General features: G+C 74.9%; 11 protein-coding genes. 4 read left to right on the top strand and 7 right to left on the bottom strand.

Going from position 1 to position 17363, the window contains the following annotated elements:
* Window positions 1-70 precede the first annotated feature (70 nt).
* From ACQPYD_RS08110 to ACQPYD_RS08100, 3 genes are all read right to left on the bottom strand, one after another.
* Window positions 71-1867 (bottom strand): carbohydrate-binding module family 20 domain-containing protein, encoded by a 1797-nt coding sequence (locus tag ACQPYD_RS08110; protein ID WP_433700438.1) that lies wholly within the window; start codon window positions 1865-1867, stop codon window positions 71-73.
* A 410-nt stretch (window positions 1868-2277) separates the two neighbouring features.
* On the bottom strand, window positions 2278-2616 hold the full coding sequence (locus tag ACQPYD_RS08105; RefSeq protein ID WP_433700437.1) for a hypothetical protein: 339 nt from the start codon (window positions 2614-2616) through the stop codon (window positions 2278-2280).
* Between the two features lie 93 nt (window positions 2617-2709).
* Complete coding sequence (locus ACQPYD_RS08100; protein WP_433700436.1) at window positions 2710-3357, bottom strand: hypothetical protein; 648 nt, start codon at window positions 3355-3357, stop codon at window positions 2710-2712.
* Window positions 3358-3621: 264 nt separating this feature from the next.
* Between ACQPYD_RS08100 and ACQPYD_RS08095 the strand changes: the two genes are divergently transcribed.
* The 3 genes from ACQPYD_RS08095 to ACQPYD_RS08085 all read left to right on the top strand — a co-directional run bounded on the left by ACQPYD_RS08095 (window position 3622) and on the right by ACQPYD_RS08085 (window position 8697).
* The gene (locus ACQPYD_RS08095) at window positions 3622-3801 is read left to right on the top strand and encodes a hypothetical protein (RefSeq protein ID WP_330162307.1); all 180 of its coding nucleotides are present in this window, start codon (window positions 3622-3624) and stop codon (window positions 3799-3801) included.
* Between the two features lie 211 nt (window positions 3802-4012).
* Window positions 4013-7030, top strand: a complete 3018-nt coding sequence (locus tag ACQPYD_RS08090) for a helix-turn-helix transcriptional regulator (RefSeq protein WP_433700435.1) — start codon at window positions 4013-4015, stop codon at window positions 7028-7030.
* 305 nt (window positions 7031-7335) lie between these two features.
* Window positions 7336-8697, top strand: coding sequence for a glutamine synthetase family protein (locus ACQPYD_RS08085; RefSeq protein ID WP_267948838.1), 1362 nt, complete (start codon window positions 7336-7338; stop codon window positions 8695-8697).
* Between the two features lie 339 nt (window positions 8698-9036).
* Here the strand turns inward: ACQPYD_RS08085 and ACQPYD_RS08080 are convergent, their stop codons facing one another.
* The 4 genes from ACQPYD_RS08080 to ACQPYD_RS08065 all read right to left on the bottom strand — a co-directional run bounded on the left by ACQPYD_RS08080 (window position 9037) and on the right by ACQPYD_RS08065 (window position 15982).
* A complete protein-coding gene (locus ACQPYD_RS08080; RefSeq protein ID WP_433700434.1) occupies window positions 9037-12045 on the bottom strand; it encodes a helix-turn-helix transcriptional regulator in 3009 nt (1002 codons plus the stop codon).
* Between the two features lie 117 nt (window positions 12046-12162).
* On the bottom strand, window positions 12163-13335 hold the full coding sequence (locus ACQPYD_RS08075) for a globin domain-containing protein (protein ID WP_433700433.1): 1173 nt from the start codon (window positions 13333-13335) through the stop codon (window positions 12163-12165).
* A 502-nt stretch (window positions 13336-13837) separates the two neighbouring features.
* Complete coding sequence (locus tag ACQPYD_RS08070) at window positions 13838-14293, bottom strand: RrF2 family transcriptional regulator (RefSeq protein ID WP_433700432.1); 456 nt, start codon at window positions 14291-14293, stop codon at window positions 13838-13840.
* 102 nt (window positions 14294-14395) lie between these two features.
* Entirely contained in the window at window positions 14396-15982 is a 1587-nt protein-coding gene (locus ACQPYD_RS08065) for an MFS transporter (protein WP_433700431.1), read from the bottom strand.
* 411 nt (window positions 15983-16393) lie between these two features.
* Here ACQPYD_RS08065 and panB point away from each other — a divergent pair, with 411 nt between their 5' ends.
* On the top strand, window positions 16394-17248 hold the full coding sequence (gene panB, locus ACQPYD_RS08060; RefSeq protein WP_433700430.1) for a 3-methyl-2-oxobutanoate hydroxymethyltransferase: 855 nt from the start codon (window positions 16394-16396) through the stop codon (window positions 17246-17248).
* The last annotated feature ends 115 nt before the right edge of the window (window positions 17249-17363 follow it).

The raw sequence follows: 17363 nt of genomic DNA, 5'->3' as shown, positions 1-17363 counted from the left end.
GCGGGACGCCGCCCGGCGGCACGGAACGGGCCCCCGGGAGCGGGCCGGCGTCCGGGCGCGGGCGGAGGGGTCAGCGCGTTCCCCACGTGACGGCGGTGGCGGGGCCGACCCGGTTCCCGCCGGGCTCCCACTCCACCCGGCCCCCGCCGTCGACCTTGACGAGCTTCCACTCGGTGCCGGCCTCCAGCGCGACGGCTCCGGACCAGGTGCCGTCGCCCCCGTCCGCCAGCGCGACCCCGTCGGCGGGGTTCCACGAGCCGAGTCCGGAGGTCTCGCCGACGACGCGCACCACCTGGTCCGGCCGGGTGTCGACCGTCGCGGTCAGGGTCCCGCCGGGGGCTCCCGGGTCGGTGCCGCCGCAGCCGTCGGGGTCGTCGCACTCCCCGCCGACGTGGAGGGCGACAGCGCCGTCCGCGGGCACCCGTGCGGTGACGCGGCCGCCGGCGACGGTGACGGAGCCCTCGCCCGCGGCGTTGTCGTAGACCCCGTCGGGCAGGCCGGTCGCGGCGTTCAGGTCCCAGGCCTGCCCGGAGGCGTTGAAGGCGGCGAATCCGCTGCCGCCCCGGTCGAAGGCCACCCGGGACGAACCGTCCCGCGCCCTCTCGGCCAGCGGGGCGTCGCCGACCGCGCCGCGGAAGGCCGCCATGCCGGCGACGGCGCCGTCGCGGTGCTCGCAGACCCAGTCGGCGGAGGCGCAGTCGGCGTCCTCGGTGATCCATCCGGCGGGGTTGCCCTCCACCGTCCCGACGCTGGGCGGGCCCTCGGTCTCGTTGTCGCCGAAGGCGTAGCTCGACATCACCACGGGGGTGCCGTAGGGGTGGGCGAGCATGAAGGCCGTGGCGAGGCGGTAGCGGTCGCCGTCCTTGTGGGTGAGCGTGGGCTCGTAGCGCTGGGTGTCGTGGTTGTCGATGAACACGACGGCCTGGTCGGAGGAGAGCCCCCCGTACTCGGGCATCGCGGTCAGCCCGGCGATGTCGCCCCCGGCGAACCTCCGGGACACGTCGCGCTGGTAGTCGAAGTTGGTGACCTGGCCGTAGGGCGTGTAGGCGGTGTAGGGGATCGTGGCGTCGCCGTAGACCTCGTGGTAGACGCGCGGCCGCCCGCCGAACCCGGGGACCTCGTCCAGACCGCCGAAGATCGCGCCGATGTCCTCCTCGGGGACGTGCTTGGAGGCGTCCACCCGGAAGCCGGCCACGCCGAGGCCGACCAGTCCGTTGAGGTAGCGGGTGATCTGGGCCCGGACGTGGGGGCTGCCCGTGTCGAGGTCGGCCAGGCCCAGGAGCTGGCAGTTCTGGATCTCCTCCTTGTTCCCCCAGTCCGCGATGTCCTCGCGGCAGGGGCTGAAGTCGCCGTCCCCGAAGGCGGCGGAGCCGTCGCCGAACAGGTCGGGGTGGTCGTACTTGGCCCACCGCGTCCCGTTGCTGCCGGTCCCGGACCCGTCACCGGTCATGTGGTTGACGATCGCGTCGGCGTAGATCCTCACGCCGCTGTCGCGGCAGGTGGAGACCATCGCGGCGAACTCCTCGGCGGTGCCGCGGCGGGTGTTGCCGATGCTGTACGAGGTGGGCTGGTAGTCCTGCCACCAGGGGTGGTTCCCGCCCTCGGCGAAGGGGATGACGACGTGCTCCTGGGGCGGGGAGACCTGGACGGCGCCGAAGCCGTTCGGTCCGAGGAAGTCCTCGCACTCGGCGGCGACGGCGTCCCAGCTCCACTGGAACAGGTGGACGACGGTCTCACCGCTGTCCGCCTCCGCGGCGGGAGCGGGCGCGGCCTGGGCCGGCGGGGGGTCGATCGGGCCGGGGGCGGCCAGCAGGCCGGCTCCCAGCAGGACCGCCGCGGCTGCTGCGCCGGGGCCTCGTGTACTCATGTGCGCTCCTTGGGGGGTGCGCGGCGGGGCCGTCGAGCCCTGCCGCCATGCCCTTGCAGTATTTGCAAGTTCTTGCATGGGAGTGACGAAGCTAACAGAACGATCCGCCCTTGTGAACAGCTGGTTTCGACCGGAACCCTCCCCTCACCCAGAGCGACGATCTCGCACTGACGTGCGACGACGGCACCGATGACGTGCGGCGACCACCGCTGACGCCGCCCGGCCCCGCATCGTGAGCTGGACGGATGCGGCACCGTCCGTGGGCGGACGACGACAGAAAAATTCTGCAAGGTTACCGAAAGACACGCACAAAAAACCGGTGGCGGTGCGGATCGCGGGATCCGTACCGCCACCGGCTCTCCCCCGGACGGCCTGCGGGAGCCGCCCCGGGGGTTCTGCGCGGTGAGGTGCTACCAGAAGACGGCCACGCCGATGTTGACGACGGCGAGCACGCCCGCGGCGATCGCGAGGTTCCTGGCGGGCTTGCGCAGGTTCAGGACGCCCAGCACCACGACGGCGAGGGCGACGACCAGCTTGACGGCGATCTTGACGTGGTTCAGCTCGGAGAGGTCGGCCATCTCGGCGACCCCCACGAGGAGCAGCCCGGTGACGAACTGGAGCAGCGAGCTGTGCAGCAGGACCTTGGGCGCCTTGGCGTTGTCGGTCATGAGCTGCATGAGGAAGCCCGCGATGATGCCGGCCAGGCCGAGCATGTGGAGGAAGACGAGCGCGGAGTAGAGGATGTCCATGGCCATACACTACTACGAGCCGTAGTTTTAGATTCCGGTTTGATGACACACCGACGTAACAAATCCGGCGCCCGGCCTCCCCTCCCCCTCGGCTCACCCCCTGCGCAGAACCCCCCTCCGCCGCCACATCAGCCAGGCCAGCCCCACCGCCAGGGCCGCCCCCACCGACCTGAGCAGCCACTCCCGGCCGACATACTCCGAGACCCGGGACATCGCCGTGACCTCGGTGACCACCACCGTGTTGCTGGCGCACGCGGCCGGGTCCGCGTCGCGGTCGAGCAGCAGGCAGGCCGTGCTCATCACCCTCTTGTCGGGCACAGCCCCCTCCGCCACCCGGGCCCGCACCGTGTACACGGCCTCCTCCCCCGCCGGGACCTCCACCCGCCAGTTCACGATGCCCTGGTCGGCCGATCCCCCGCCGTCGACCTCCAGGACCTCCAGCTCCTCCGGGAAGTGCTGGGCGAGCAGCGCGCCCCGGACCGGGTCGCCGTCGCTGTTGGCCACGGTCGTGCGCAGGGTGACCTCCTCGCCCGGGTTGGCCGGCTCGTCGCCCACCACCACCGACAGCCCCACCAGGGGCATCCGCCCCTCCTCCCCGGGGGCCGACCCGGGCAGTCCCCGGGGGTTCTCCTCCGCGGACGCGGGCGCGGCGGCCAGACCGACCGCCACCAGCCCCGCCGCGAACGCGCCTCCCCATCCGGACACCGTGCTCCGACTGCTTCCCCGAACGAGCCGAGCCATCCCGTGCCTCCTGTGTGTTCGCGATCCGACAGCACTAGACAACTACGGGTGACCGCCGGAACGCGTGCGGTGACACGCCCTGGGCGGGCGGTCTCCTTCCCGTCCCGGGTCGGAAGGGGCGTCTTAGCCCGTTCCGGGGGCGCCCGGGCCGATCCCGGCCGCGCTCCGGGGCATCCTCCCGATGCCCCGGACCGGCTCTTAGGACGATCGTGGACACCAGGACGGCGGGACACGGGGTCCACGCCGCCAGGGAGAGGACACACGATGTTCCACAGCGAACTGCTCGCGGCCAACGCCCGGATGATGACGGAGCAGCGCGTCCGCGAGATGGCCGACGTCCGCGCCGCGCTGAGCGCCCGGGCCGAGCTGCGCGCCCGGCGCCGGGAGGAGCGCCGCCCGGGCGGCCTCCTGCGCGCCCGCCGGCGCTACGGCCGGGCGGCCTGACCGTGGGGTCCCGGCCCCGCCGGCCACCGCTCCCACCCCTGCGGCCCCGGGTCCTCCCGGGGCCGCCGCCCGTTCCCGGCAGGCCCCGCACGGCGGTGCGGGGCCCGCCGGCTCCCGAACGCGGGGCGGGTCCCCCGGGCGGACGGCGCCGGCGGTCCCGCCCGGGCGAAAACCCCTGGAAGAGTCACCGGAGCTCGACATAATGGGCGATATGCCCCTACTTGCCGATATCAGTACCGTCTTCGTCGGCCGTGAGCCCGAACTCCGCCTCCTCCACGACCACGCCGCGCGCTGCCGCGGCGAGGCGTCGGGCATGGTCCTGGTCGGCGGCGACGCGGGCGTCGGCAAGAGCCGCCTGGTCGGCGAGTTCGTCTCGGCCCTCCCCCCGGGGACGGTGTTCACGGGCGGCTGCCTCCAGCTCGGCGTGGACGGCCTGTCCTACGCGCCCTTCACGGCGGTCCTGCGCCAGCTGCTGCGCGAACGCGGGCGGGCCGCCTTCGAGGCCGCGGCGCCCGGGGGCCTCGGCGAGTTCGCCCGCCTCCTCCCCGAGCTGGGCGACGTGCCGGTCCAGCGCCCGGAGAACCGCGGCATCCTCTTCGAGCAGGTCCTGCGCCTGCTCGACCGCGCGGCGGAGGGCGGCGGGGTCACCGTCGTCCTGGAGGACCTGCACTGGTCGGACCACGCCACCCGCGACCTCCTCGTCTTCCTGGTCCGCAACCTCGACCTCCCCGGCGTCCAGATCATCGCCACCTACCGCAGCGACGACCTCCACCGCAGCCACCCCCTCCGCCGCCTCCTCCCCGAGCTCCAGCGCGCGCCGGGCGTCGAACCGCTGCGGCTGGGGCCGCTCAGCCGCGCCGAGGTCGGGGCCCAGGCCGCCGCGATACGGGGCTCCGCGCTCACCCCCCACGAGACGGACGAGCTGTACCGGCGCACCGAGGGGGTGCCCCTGTTCGTCGAGGCGCTGGCCTCCGCGGCGGTCGACCGGTCCGGCGAGGGGCCGGAGGTGCCCGACCAGTTCCGCGACCTGCTCCTGGAACCGCTCCACCGCTTGGACGCCACCGCCCTGTCGGTCCTGCGGGTGGCCTCGGTCGGCGCCGTGTCGGGCCTCGTCGAGCACGAGATGCTCCACCACGCGGCCGGGCTCCCCGAGCGGGATCTGGAGGCCGCCCTGCACACCCTGGTCGACTCCAACGTGCTGCGCGCGGACCGGACCGGCTACCGGTTCCGGCACGCCCTCCTGCGCGACGCCGTGCACGAGGAGATCCTCCCCGGCCCCCACGCCCGGCTGCACATGCGGTTCGCCCAGCTCATCGACGAGTACCCCGACTCGGTCCCGTCCGACCGACGCGCCGCCGAGCAGGCGCACCACTACAACGCCGCCCAGGAGCTGCCCAGCGCCCTCCAGGCGTCCTGGTGGGCGGCGGTGCGCGCCGGCGACACCCTCGCCTACGGCGAGGAGCTGGCCATGCTCGAACGCGTCCTGGCCCTGTGGGACCGGGTCCCGGACGCCCGCGAGCGGGTGCAGGGCAGGAGCTGGGCGGAGGTGGTCGGCCTGGCCGCCGGCGCCGCGGTGGAGGCGGGACGCCACCGGCGCGCCGTCGAACTCGCCGACGAGGCCCTGGCCTCCCTGCCCGAGGACGGCGACGAGGACTCGGCGCGGGCCGTGCGGGCGCAGCTGCTGCGCCGCCGGGGCATGGCTCGCTCCCAGGAGGCCCGCGGCGGGGGCATCGCGGACCTGACCCGGGCCCTGGAGCTCCATCCGCCCCACATGCCCGGGTACGCCCTGCTCCTGTCCATCCTCGCCCGGGAGACCGCGCTGCACAGGATCGACCGGGAGGAGGGCCCCGACCGGGCGCGCCTGCGCGAGCTGGAACGGGCCGGATGGACCTCCCGGGGCCTGGCCGAGAAGGCCCTCGCCCTCGCCGACCCGTCCCGGACCTGCGACATGAACGCGGCGGCCGACGCGCGCATCACCCTGGGCGGCCTCCACATGCAGGCGGGGGACCTGGAACGGGGGCGCCCGCTCATCGAGGCGGGCATCCGCCACGGCGCGGCGACCTCGGACCCCTCCCTCGAGGCGCGCGGAGCGGGCAACCTCGCCCACTTCCTCCGGGAGCTGGGCCACCACACGGAGGGGCTGGCGGTCCTGGAGGAGTCCCTGGCCCGCCACGAGGCGATGGGCTGGGCCTCGGTCCACAAGACGTTCAACCACCAGAACCGGGCCGAGATCCACTTCGAGCTGGGCAACCTGGCCGAGGCCAGGAGGATCGTCGAGCCGATCCTGCGCAACAGCTCCTCGAACACGCACCACACCTACATCGACGCGGTGCTGGCGCGGGCCGCGGCGGCGCAGGGGGACCTGGCCGAGGCCCGCCGGGCGGCGTCGGCGGCGGAGCGGGAGCGGGCGCTGACCGGCTCCCGGATGAACATCGTGCAGCTGGCCGTGCTGGCGCAGCTGGAGACCGACCTGGCCGAGGGCTCCGTCGGCGCGGCGCTCTCCCTGTCGGAGAGCGCGCTGGACCGGATGGCCCTGGAGGCGGCGCACGGGTACACGTGGCCGCTGGCGGACGTGATGTCCGAGGCCGTGCGCCGGGCCACCGCCCCCGGTCCGGGCTCCGTGACCGGCCGCCCGGCGGAGACGGTCGCGCTGGCCCGCCGGGTGGGCGCCCTGGTGGCCGGGGTGGTGTCGTCGATGCCGTCCCACGGAACCGCCCAGGAGGCCTACCGGGCGTCCGTGCGGGCCCGTCTCGGGGAGGCGGACGGCGCGGAGCCGGGGGAGGTCCTGGAGCGGTGGTCGTCCGCGGTGGCGGCGTGGGAGGCCACGCCGATGCGGCTGCACCTGGCCGCCGCGCGGCTGCGCGCGGCCGGGGCGGCGGTGGCGGCCGGAGACCGCTCGCGGGCGGCGTGCCTGGTGCGCGGGGCGCACGGGGCGGCCGAGGCCTGCGGCGCGGTGCCGCTGGCCAACGCCTCCGCGGACCTGGCTCGGAGGATGGGGGTCGCGCTGGGGGACGGCGACGCCCCGCCCGCCGCCCCGTCGGGTCTGACCGCACGGGAGAGCGAGGTGGCGCGGCTGCTGGCGGCGGGCGGCACGAACGCGCAGATCGCCGGTGAGCTGTTCATCTCGGCCAAGACCGCGAGCGTGCACGTGTCCAACATCCTGGCCAAGCTGGGCGTGCCCAACCGCACCGCCGCCGGGGCGCGGCTGCGCGAACTCGGCCTGGGCTGACGCCGTCCCCCGGCGGCGGCCGGACCGGTCCCGGCCGTGTCCCGCGGGGGCTTCGCGGGCCCGCGTCCGCCGGGCCGGTCCGCGCGCGGGGGCGGGTGTGGCGAAGGGCGCGTGGGTCGTTGGCCCCCGGCCCTCCGTCACAGGTCATAATGCGTGTGCGGGGGCGGTCCGGGCAGGCTGGTTGGCGTGTGCGGAAATACCCCGGAAATATCCGCACGGCACACTGGCCCTGGGACACCGTGCCCGGCCCGGCTCCGCAGGCAGCGGACCGGCGCCGGACCGACCGGCAGCGAGGAAGGTTGATCGTGAATCGACAGCAGGAATTCGTGCTCCGCACGTTGGAGGAGCGCGACATCCGGTTCGTGAGGCTGTGGTTCACCGACGTGCTCGGGTACCTCAAGTCCGTGGCGATCTCCCCCGCCGAACTGGAGGCCGCCTTCTCCGAGGGCATCGGCTTCGACGGCTCGGCGATCGAGGGGTTCGCCCGCGTCTACGAGGCCGACATGCTGGCCCAGCCCGACCCGTCCACGTTCCAGGTCCTGCCCTGGCGCAACGAGCCCCACGGCACCGCGCGGATGTACTGCGACATCCTGATGCCGGACGGCTCCCCGTCGCCGGCGGACCCGCGCCACGTGCTCAAGAGACAGCTCGGCAAGGCCTCCGACCTGGGGTTCACGTTCTACACGCACCCCGAGATCGAGTTCTACCTGCTGAAGAAGATGCCCGAGATGGGCGAGTTCCCCGAGCCGAACGACTCGGGCGGCTACTTCGACCACACCCCGCACAACAGCGCGCACGACTTCCGGCGCAACGCCATCAACATGCTGGAGGCCATGGGCATCTCCGTGGAGTTCAGCCACCACGAGGGCGGTCCCGGGCAGCAGGAGATCGACCTCCGGTACGCGGACGCGCTGACCACGGCCGACAACATCATGACCTTCCGGCTCGTGATGAAGGAGGTGGCGCTGGAGCAGGGCGTCTACGCGACGTTCATGCCCAAGCCGTTCACCGAGTACCCGGGGTCGGGCATGCACACCCACCTGTCGCTGTTCGAGGGCGACCGCAACGCCTTCTACGAGCCCGGGGCGGACTTCCAGCTGTCCAAGGTGGGCCGCGGGTTCATAGCGGGCCTGCTGCGCCACGCCGACGAGATCACCGCGGTCACCAACCAGTGGGTCAACTCCTACAAGCGCCTGTGGGACGACCCCGCGGCCTCCGCCGGGATGGGCGGTGAGGCCCCGGCGTACATCTGCTGGGGCCACAACAACCGCTCGGCCCTGGTGCGCGTGCCCATGTACAAGCCCGGCAAGTCGAACTCCAGCCGGATCGAGATCCGCTCGCTGGACACCTCCTGCAACCCCTACCTGGCCTACGCCGTCATCCTGGCCGCCGGGCTGAAGGGCATCGAGGAGGGCTACGAGCTGCCCCCGGGCGCGGAGGACGACGTCTGGGCGCTGACCGACGCCGAGCGCCGCGCGCTGGGCATCCGGCCGCTGCCCCAGAGCCTGGACGAGGCGCTGCGGATCATGGAGAACAGCGAACTGGTCGCCGAGACCCTGGGCGAGCACGTGTTCGACTTCTTCCTGCGCAACAAGAAGGCCGAGTGGAACTCCTACCGGCGGCAGGTCACGCCGTACGAGCTCCAGCGGTACCTGCCGACGCTCTAGGCGTACCGACCACGGAGGTCGGTGGCACCCGCCCCGCCCGGCACGGGCGACGAGGGCCTTCCGGTCCGGCGGTGGACGTCGCCGTCCACACCGGTGCCGGAGGCCCTCGACGCCCCTCATCCGCCGGACGCCCGGCCCCGGCCCGCTGCGTCGTCGAGGACCGGTGGCCCCTGCGACGGGCCGTTCCGGGCCCGCGTCGCCCGGCGCGAGGGCCGGGTCGGCCGGGAGCGTCCGCCGGACCACGCCCCGGGCCCCGGCCCGGCGGCGGGCGCCCGCGCGTGCCCCGGCGGGCCCGGACGGACCCGTGGGACGCCGGGGAGGGCCCCGCCCGGCGCCGGGTCACCCCAGGCCGAGTTCGCGGGCGCGCACCGCCGCCGCGTTGCGGTTGGACACCCCCAGCTTGGCCATCATGTTCGTCACGTGCACGCTCACCGTCTTCGCCGAGATGAACAGCGCCTCGCCGATCTCCCGGTTCGTGCGCCCCTTGGCGACCTCGGCCAGCACCTCCGCCTCACGCGGCGTAAGACCGGCGGGCCGCCCTCCCCCGCGACGGGCGGCGGGGGCGGACGCCCCCGCTCCCGCGCCGGGGGACGACCCGTCGGTGAGGGCCGGGGGGACCGGGGCGGCCCCGACCGCGGCGGGCCGCCCGGGGTCGGGCAGCCCGTGGCGCAGGAACAGCCGCTGCGCCTGGCGCGCGAACAGCCACAGCCCGTACCGGCGGGCGAGGCGCCCCGCGACGGCGAGGTGGGCGCCCGCCCGTCCCCGGTCACCGGCCCGCAGGGCGGCCCGGGCGGCGACCAGCCGGATGTGCCCCTCGGTGAGCACGTCCTCCCGGTCACCGGCCAGGACGACCGCGGCCTCCGCCTCGGCCAGCGCCTCCCCGGGGTCCTCGCCGATCTGGGCCATGACCTGGTGGCGCACCAGGAGGAGCCCGGGGTGCCGGGTGCCGTGCGGGAACCCGGCGAAGACCTCCCGGAGCCCGGTTGCGAGGACGCGGACCTCCTCCTCGCGGCCCGGTTCCTCGCGCAGGAGGTCGACGGTGTCGCCCACCGGGGACAGGCCGAGCACGTACAGCTCGTCGGAGAAGGGGGAGGGGTGGTCCGCGCCGCGGCCGAGCTGGGCCGCGGCCAGGTCGAAGGCCTCGCCGTGGCGCCCCTCCTCCGCCGCCACCTGCATGTCCGTGAAGCGGAGGGGAAGGTACTCGGAGGGCGAGCTGCTGTGCTCGGGCAGCAGCCTCCGGAAGTCCTCCATCGCCTCCCGGACCCCGCGCAGGTCCCACCGGTGGTGGGCGAGGTTCATCCGCAGGGTGCGGGCCCGCGCCATGAACACGGTGTCTCCGGTGATCGTCGCCAGCCGCTCCTCGGCCTCCACGAAACGGCCCCGGTGGGCGAGCCTGACCGCGATCCCCAGGTGGAAGGGGTCGCTCTGCGTCCGGGCCACGCCGAGTTCCGCGCAGCGGCGCAGCCCCTCCTGGGCGACCCGGCCCTGCTCGTCCCCCCTGCCGATCCGCTGGAACGCGCCGCCCAGGTTGTTCAGGCCGCGCAGTTCCACCTCGGCGAAGCCCGACTCCCTGGCGAGGGAGATGCCGTCGGCCAGCATCCGCAGTCCGGCCTCGTGCTCCTCCGTGGAGGACAGGGTGCCGAGGGTGACGAGGAGGTCCGCCTCGCTGTAGCGGTCGCCGGCGGCGCGGGCCTGTTCCAGCCCGCGGAGCGCACTGCGCCTGGCCTGCGCGTGGTGGTTGCGCATCATCAGGGTGGCGGCCAGGGTCGAGCCGACCGCGGCGGCGAGCGGATGGCCGTGGGGCAGGACGACGATGGCGTCCGCGAGGTCCTCGAGTGCGCCGTCCCTGCCCATCTCCTTGAGCGCGTGGGCGCGGGCGTGCCGGAGCCCGGCGATCAGCTCCGCGTTCCCGGGCGGCGGACCGCCCGGATCGTGGTACCCGGTGACGCCCAGTTCGCGCAGCCCGTCGGTGGCGTGGTCGACGGCGCGGCGCGGGTGCCCGGCGTCCAGGGAGGCACGGGAGGCACGGCGCAGCACCTCGCCGCGCGACTCCCCGATCCTCGACTCGGCGTCGGGGACCGGGTCCCACAGTTCCAGGACGCGTTCGAGCAGGGCCAGGTGCTCGGGGTGGGCGGCGGCGCGCGACGCGTGGCCGGCCGCCCTCCAAGCGGCGGTCAGGGCGAGGGGCTGGTCGCGGGCGGCATGGGCGTGGTGGGCGAGCTGGACGGCGGTGTCGGCGGCGGACATGCCGGGCACCCCCTGGGCGAGGGCCTCGGCGTAGCGGCGGTGGGCCCGGACGCGTTCGCCGGGCAGCAGGTCCGTGTGGACGGCCTCCGCGAGGAGGGCGTGCCGGAAGGCGTAGCCGTCGCCGGTGGCACGCAGCACCCGGGCGTCGGCGGCGCGGCGCAGAGCGTCGTCGAGCTGCTCCTCGGTGAGTCCGGACCTGAGGGCGACGGCGGCCAGGAGGGGATGGTCGACCCGGTCCCCCGCGGTGGCGGCCAGGCCGAGGACGCGCCGGGTGGTGTCGGGCAGGCGTTCGACGGTGGCGAGGAGGAGGGCGCGGGGCCCCTCCGGGATGGGGCCTCCGGTGGGGTCCTGGCTGTGGAGGAACGACTCCACGAACAGGGGGTTGCCTCCGGTGCGCTCGAGGAGGAGGTCGAGGGCGGCGGGGTCGAGTGCCCCGCCGCGGAGCGCGGACGCCTGGGCGGCGACCGCGTCGCGGTCGAGCGGGCCGAGGTCGAGGCGGCCGACGCGGGGCAGGCGCTCGAGTTCGGGGAGGAGCCTCCGCAGGGGGTGGGTGCGGTGGATGTCGTCGGTGCGCACGCTGACCAGCAGGTGGACGGGGACGTCGCCGAGGTTGCGCAGGAGGAACACGAGCAGGTCGCGCGTGGAGGCGTCCGCCCAGTGCAAGTCCTCCACGACGACCAGGAGTCCGCCCGGGCGGGAGCGCTCCTCCAGGAAGGTCAGGACGGACTCGAAGAGGCGGGCGCGGCCGTCGTCCGCCCCCTCGGGCGCCCGGCCGAGTTCGGGGAGGAGCCGGGCCAGTTCCCGGCTGTGGGCGGCGGAGGGCGGCGCGCCCTCCTCCCGGGCGAGGTGGCGCAGCAGAGTGGTGAAGGGGGCGAACGGGACGCCGTCGGCGCCGAGTTCGAGGCAGCCGCCGACCGCTGTGCGGCCCGCGTCCGCGCGTGCCAGGTACTCCTCGATGAGCCGGGACTTGCCCACCCCGGCCTCGCCGCACACGAGCGTCGCGCGGGCGCCGTGTGTCCGGGCGCGGCGCCCGTCCCCGGCGAGGCGGGCGAGCTGGCGGTCGCGTCCGACGAGGACGGGGGAGGGACCGTGGAGCTGCATGCCGTTCAGTATGTCGGTTTCGCGACGGGTCGCCCAGTGGCGGCGCGTCCGGGCCGGCGACCGCCCGGCGCCGCGCCCGGGGAGGGCGGCGCCGGAACCGGGGCCGTCCTCCGGGAGTCAGGCCGTGCCCTGCCACAGGTCGGGGCCGAAGACCTCGTAGCGGACCCGGCGTGCGGGCACCCCTGCGCCGAGCAGCTGCGCGCGCACGTCGCGCATGAACGGCAGGGGCCCGCACAGGTAGGCCTCGGCTCCCTCGGGGACCCCGACCCCGGACAGGTCCATGCGCCCGTCGCCGCCGCTCCCGTACCAGGTCCGGAGGCTCGCCCCGGGGAGCTCGCCGACCAGCGCGGCGGTCTCGTCGCGGTGCGCGTGCTCCGCGGGCCCGCGGTCGGCGTGCAGGACGAGGACCCGGCGGGTGCTGTGCTGTTCGGCGAGCCGTTGGAGCATGGCGACCATCGGGGTGCAGCCGATCCCGGCGGAGACCAGCAGGAGGGGGTGGTCGCCCCCTGACAGGGCGACGTCGCCCGCGGGGGCCGACACCATGAGGTTGTCGCCGGCGCCGGCGGTGTCGTGCAGCAGGGTGGAGACCTCCCCGGCGGGGTTCTCTCCGGCGCGCAGCCGCTTGACGGTGATCCGGCGGCGCCTGCCGTCCCAGCCGCTCAGGGAGTACTGGCGGGCCTGGTGCACGCCGTCGGGCATGCGCACCCGGACGCTGACGTACTGGCCGGGCAGGAAGTCGGGGACCGGGTCGCCGGAGCCGGGTTCGAGGGTGAGGGAGACGGTGTCGGGCGTCTGCTCGCGGCGTTCGGCCACCCGCCAGGGGCGCCAGACGTCGCGTCCGGCGCACCCGGCCGCGGCGTACAGGCGGGCCTCCAGGGCGATGAGCGCCCCGGCCATGAGCCAGTACACCTCGTCCCAGGCGGAGACCGCCTCCGGGGTGGCGGCGTCGCCGAGGGTGTGGGCGATGGCGTCGAAGAGGTACTTGTGCACGACCGCGTACTGGTCCTCGGTGACCCCGAGGGAGACGTGCTTGTGGGCGATGCGGGAGAGGAGGGCGTCGGGGCGTTCGTCCGGGTGGTCGAGGAGTGCGGTGGCGAAGGCGGCGATCGACCCGGCCAGGGCCCGGCGCTGCTCGCCGGAGGCCTGGTTGCCCCGGTTGAACATGCCGTCGAGGAGTTCGGGGCGGTCCCCGAGCATCGTCTCGTAGAACCGGGCCGTGATGGTGTCCAGCGACCGGGCGACGACGGGGATGGTGGCCCGGACCGTGGCCGCGGACTCGGTGGAGAGCATGTGCCGTCCTCCTTCGCCGGGAGGCGTGGAACCCTCCCGGATCAGATAATTGGTATCTGAAATGCACATTAAATCCGTCCGCGGAGGGCCCGCCCCCGGGGTCCTCCTCCGGGGCCCCGCCGCGGCCCGGGAAGACGCGTCGCCGCGGGCGCGAGGGGGCGGGGACAGCACGAGGGGCCCCGGCGCCAGGGCCGGGCGGCCGTGCCCGCCGGGACCTCGGACCCCTCCGGCCGGGGGCGGAGGTCGCGTCCCGGCCCCGGCGGCGGGCCGGGGGCGCCCGTGCGGAGACCTTCGCCACACGCGGCACGGGAGGCGGGACCGGGGGCGGGGAGCGGGACCGGGGGCGGGAGGGCAGCACGGTGCGGGCGGGGCCGGAGCACCCCCTGTATCCATGAAATCGCGGACGGGCGGCCTCCGCCAGGGGCTGTGGACGGCCGCCCGCCCCGGGCGCGTGGGAGCGCACGCGGCCCGGCCGAGCCGGGGACAACGGCCCGGGCCGGGATCAGGCGGAGGGCCCGGCCGCCTGCTCCGGGCGCAGCAGGGAGAGCGCGTCCCCGGTCGGCGGCGCCACCAGCGCCTCCACGGTGACGGTGTCGAGGGAGGAGTAGAACGCCTCGCGCGCGTCGCGCAGGGCGCCGCGCAGGCGGCAGGCCGCGCGCAGGGGGCAGGGCGGGTCGTCCTCGCAGCCGGCGAGGTCTCCCCCGCCCTCCAGGGCGCGCACGATCGACCCGACCGGGGTCCGCCGCCCCTCCTCCGTCAGGCGCAGCCCGCCGTTGCGGCCGCGCCGCGTCTCCACGATCCCCATGCCGGACAGGCGGGCCACGGCCTTGGCCATGTGCGTGTACGGCACGGCGAGCATGCCGGCGGCGGTCCTCGTGGTGAGGAGCTCGCCGTCCCCCGCCACCGCGAGCCGCATGACCAGTCGCAGTGAGACGTCGGTGAAGGCGGTCAGGCGCATGCCCCCAACGTAGGCGACCGGCCCCGCCCCGCGCGTCGGCCGGAGTCTCCCGGCCCCGCCGGCGCGGGCCGGGTGCGCCGGGCTCCCCTCCCGGCGCCGTCCTCAGCGCGCCCCGGCGTCCCCGCCCCGCGGGGCGCCCGCCTCCTGGTGGCGGCCGGCCTCGCGGGGCATCCAGACCAGGACCACCGCCAGCCCGACGAGGCCGAAGCACAGGGAGATCGTCGCGGCGGTGTGCAGTCCCGTCATGAACGCCTCCTTGGCGGGGCCGACCAGCGCACGGCCGGCCTCGCCCGCGCCGCGGGCGAGCGCCAGGGTGCCCTCGATCGACTCCCCCGCCGCGCGCAGCTCACCGGGGTCCGGCCGGTCGCCGCCCTCCTCCTGCGCGAACCGGTCGAGGCTCCCGGTGATCCCCGCCCGGTAGCGGAAGGAGATGACCGCCCCCAGGATCGCGACCCCCATCGCGGTCGCGACCTGGCGGACCGTGTTCTGCACGGCGGAGGCCGCCCCCGCCTTGCCCGGCGGCACCGACGACATGATCGCGTCCGTGGCGGGTGTCAGCACGACCGCCATCGCCCCCGACTGGAGGAGGAAGAAGCCGATGATCAGCGGGAGCGGCGTGTCCGGTTCCAGCTGCGTGAAGAAGACGAAGCTCGCGCACACCCCGAGCACCCCGCAGGCGGCGACCACGCGCGGCCCCGCCCGGCGCACCAGGGTCGGGCTGAGCGGCGCCATGACCATCTGCCCCACGGCCGCGGGCAGCACCAGCAGGCCCGCGGCGAAGGGCGAGAACTCCCGGACGCTCTGCCAGTAGAAGCTCAGGAAGAAGATGATCCCCGACATGCTGAAGAACATCACCATGATGGTGGCGATGGAGACGCTGAACCGGGGGTCGCGGAAGAAGCGCACGTCCAGGGACGGGTCCTCGGTCCGGGACTCGTGCACCAGGAACAGCGCGAGCACGGCCACGCCCCCGGCCAGCGCGCCCCACACGTCCCAGTCCGCGAGCGAGGCCCGCTCCCCCGCGGTGATGATGCCGTAGATCAGGAGCACCAGGCCGGGGATGGACAGCAGCACGCCGAGGACGTCGGGCCGCCCCGGGTTCGCGTCCCTCGACTCCGGGATCAGGAAGAACACCAGTGCCAGCCCGAGAACGACGAAGGGCACGTTGATCAGGAAGATCGATCCCCACCAGAAGTTCTCCAGGAGCAGTCCGCCCGCCGAGGGGCCGATCGCCATCGCGAGTCCGACCGAGCCCGCCCAGATCCCGATGGCGCGTCCGCGCTGCTCGGGCGGGAACACGTTCGTGATGACCGACAGGGTCTGCGGCGTCACCATCGACGCGCCGAGCCCCATGGCGGCACGGGCGAGGATGAGCTGCTCGGGGCTCTGCGAGTAGGCCGACAGCGCCGACGCCGCCCCGAAGACGGTGAGGCCGGCCACGATCATGCGGCGCCGCCCCACGCGGTCGCCGATCACGCCGAAGGCGAAGAGCAGCCCCGCGAAGACCAGCGTGTAGGAGTTGATCGCCCAGGCCAGCTGCGACTGGCTGGCCCCCACGCCCGCCTCCGGGTCGGAGAGCACGCGCAGCGCCACGTTGAGGATCGTGTTGTCCGCGACGATCACCAGGAGGCAGATGACCAGGACCGCCAGCCCGCCCCATCTTCGCCGGTATGCCGTCTGTGCGTCCACGCGCCACCTCCGCTGCCGGGGCCCCGATGGGCGGTTCGGGCCGTGGCACGCGTCGCGGCCGACGGTGTCCCGCCCGTGGCGCAACCGGTATGACGGCTCACCCCCGCAGGCCCTTCCGCAACAAGAGGTACAGGGAATGAGCAGGAGGCGCAATGCGGTTGTATCCCGCGAGGAGACGCGTGTCGGAGGCATGCGATGATGCTTCCGTGTGGCGGCAGGAACCGGTTCCGCACCGTCGGCCACGGCGGTCGGAAGCCCTCCGGTCCACCGGCGCCGCACCGCCCGGCCCCCCTCCACGAGGGCCGCACCGGGGCCTCACGGCCCCCACGCGCGCGAGCGCGGACCATCATTCGTCCACATGTCCGGGGACACCCGCCGAGGTGCTTCGAGACGACGGAGGAAGAACACGCCATGACCATCACAGCCAACACCCCGCCCGCAGGCAACTCCCTGTACGGCGGCGTCACCAGCCGCCGCGTCACCGTCCGCGACCTGGCCTCCGCCAAGGCCCGCGGCGAGCGCTGGCCCATGCTGACCGCCTACGACGCCCTCACCGCCCGGGTCTTCGACGAGGCCGGGATCCCGGTGCTGCTCGTCGGCGACTCGGCCGCGAACGTCGTCTACGGCTACGACACGACCGTCCCGGTCACCGTGGACGAACTGGTCCCCCTGACCGCCGCCGTGTCCCGTTCGACCCGGCGGGCACTGGTGGTCGCCGACCTGCCGTTCGGCTCCTACCAGTCCTCCCCCCAGCAGGCGCTGGAGTCGGCGTCGCGGTTCATGAAGGAGGGGCGGGCCCAGGCGGTGAAGCTGGAGGGCGGCCGCGCGGTCGCACCCCAGGTGGAACTGCTGGTGTCCGCCGGGGTCCCGGTGATGGCGCACCTGGGCCTGACCCCGCAGTCGGTCAACACGCTGGGCGGGTACAGGGTCCAGGGCCGCGGCGAGGCCGCCGCCGGGCTGCTCAAGGACGCCAAGGAGATGGAGCGCTCGGGGGCGTTCGCGGTCGTCCTGGAGTGCGTGCCCGCCGAGGTGGCCGCGCAGGTCACCGAGCAGCTCTCCATCCCGACCGTCGGCATCGGCGCGGGTCCGTCCACCGACGCCCAGGTGCTGGTGTGGCAGGACATGGCCGGGCTGAGCCCGAAGGTGGCGAAGTTCGTCAAGACCTACGCCAACCTGCACGAGACGCTGCGCGACGCGGCCTCGGCCTACGCGGACGAGGTCGTCAGCGGGGCCTTCCCGGAGGAGCGCCACTCCTACGCGAGCTGAGCGGGGAGCGCAGGGCCGGCGTCCCGGGAGGGGCGCCGGAGGCGGGATGACGGCCGCCGGCCGGGGTGCGCCCCGGTCGGCGGTCCCCCGTGCGGGGCGCGGCGGGGGTCCGCGC

Origin of the sequence: Nocardiopsis sp. CA-288880, from assembly GCF_050955985.1 — a bacterium.
Lineage (GTDB): Bacteria > Actinomycetota > Actinomycetes > Streptosporangiales > Streptosporangiaceae > Nocardiopsis > Nocardiopsis tropica.
Note: the sequence above shows the minus strand (reverse complement) of the source record. Positions and strands in the feature narration are given on the sequence as shown.

Bases quoted from the DNA above. Each gene is read 5' to 3' on its own strand.
- ACQPYD_RS08090 (WP_433700435.1), top strand. From the start codon at position 4,013: ATGCCCCTACTTGCCGATATCAGTACCGTCTTCGTCGGCCGTGAGCCC.
- ACQPYD_RS08100 (WP_433700436.1), bottom strand. From the start codon at position 3,357: ATGGCTCGGCTCGTTCGGGGAAGCAGTCGGAGCACGGTGTCCGGATGG.
- ACQPYD_RS08070 (WP_433700432.1), bottom strand. From the start codon at position 14,293: ATGCGCCTGACCGCCTTCACCGACGTCTCACTGCGACTGGTCATGCGG.
- panB (WP_433700430.1), top strand. From the start codon at position 16,394: ATGACCATCACAGCCAACACCCCGCCCGCAGGCAACTCCCTGTACGGC.
- ACQPYD_RS08110 (WP_433700438.1), bottom strand. From the start codon at position 1,867: ATGAGTACACGAGGCCCCGGCGCAGCAGCCGCGGCGGTCCTGCTGGGA.
- ACQPYD_RS08075 (WP_433700433.1), bottom strand. From the start codon at position 13,335: ATGCTCTCCACCGAGTCCGCGGCCACGGTCCGGGCCACCATCCCCGTC.
- ACQPYD_RS08105 (WP_433700437.1), bottom strand. From the start codon at position 2,616: ATGGACATCCTCTACTCCGCGCTCGTCTTCCTCCACATGCTCGGCCTG.
- ACQPYD_RS08080 (WP_433700434.1), bottom strand. From the start codon at position 12,045: ATGCAGCTCCACGGTCCCTCCCCCGTCCTCGTCGGACGCGACCGCCAG.
- ACQPYD_RS08095 (WP_330162307.1), top strand. From the start codon at position 3,622: ATGTTCCACAGCGAACTGCTCGCGGCCAACGCCCGGATGATGACGGAG.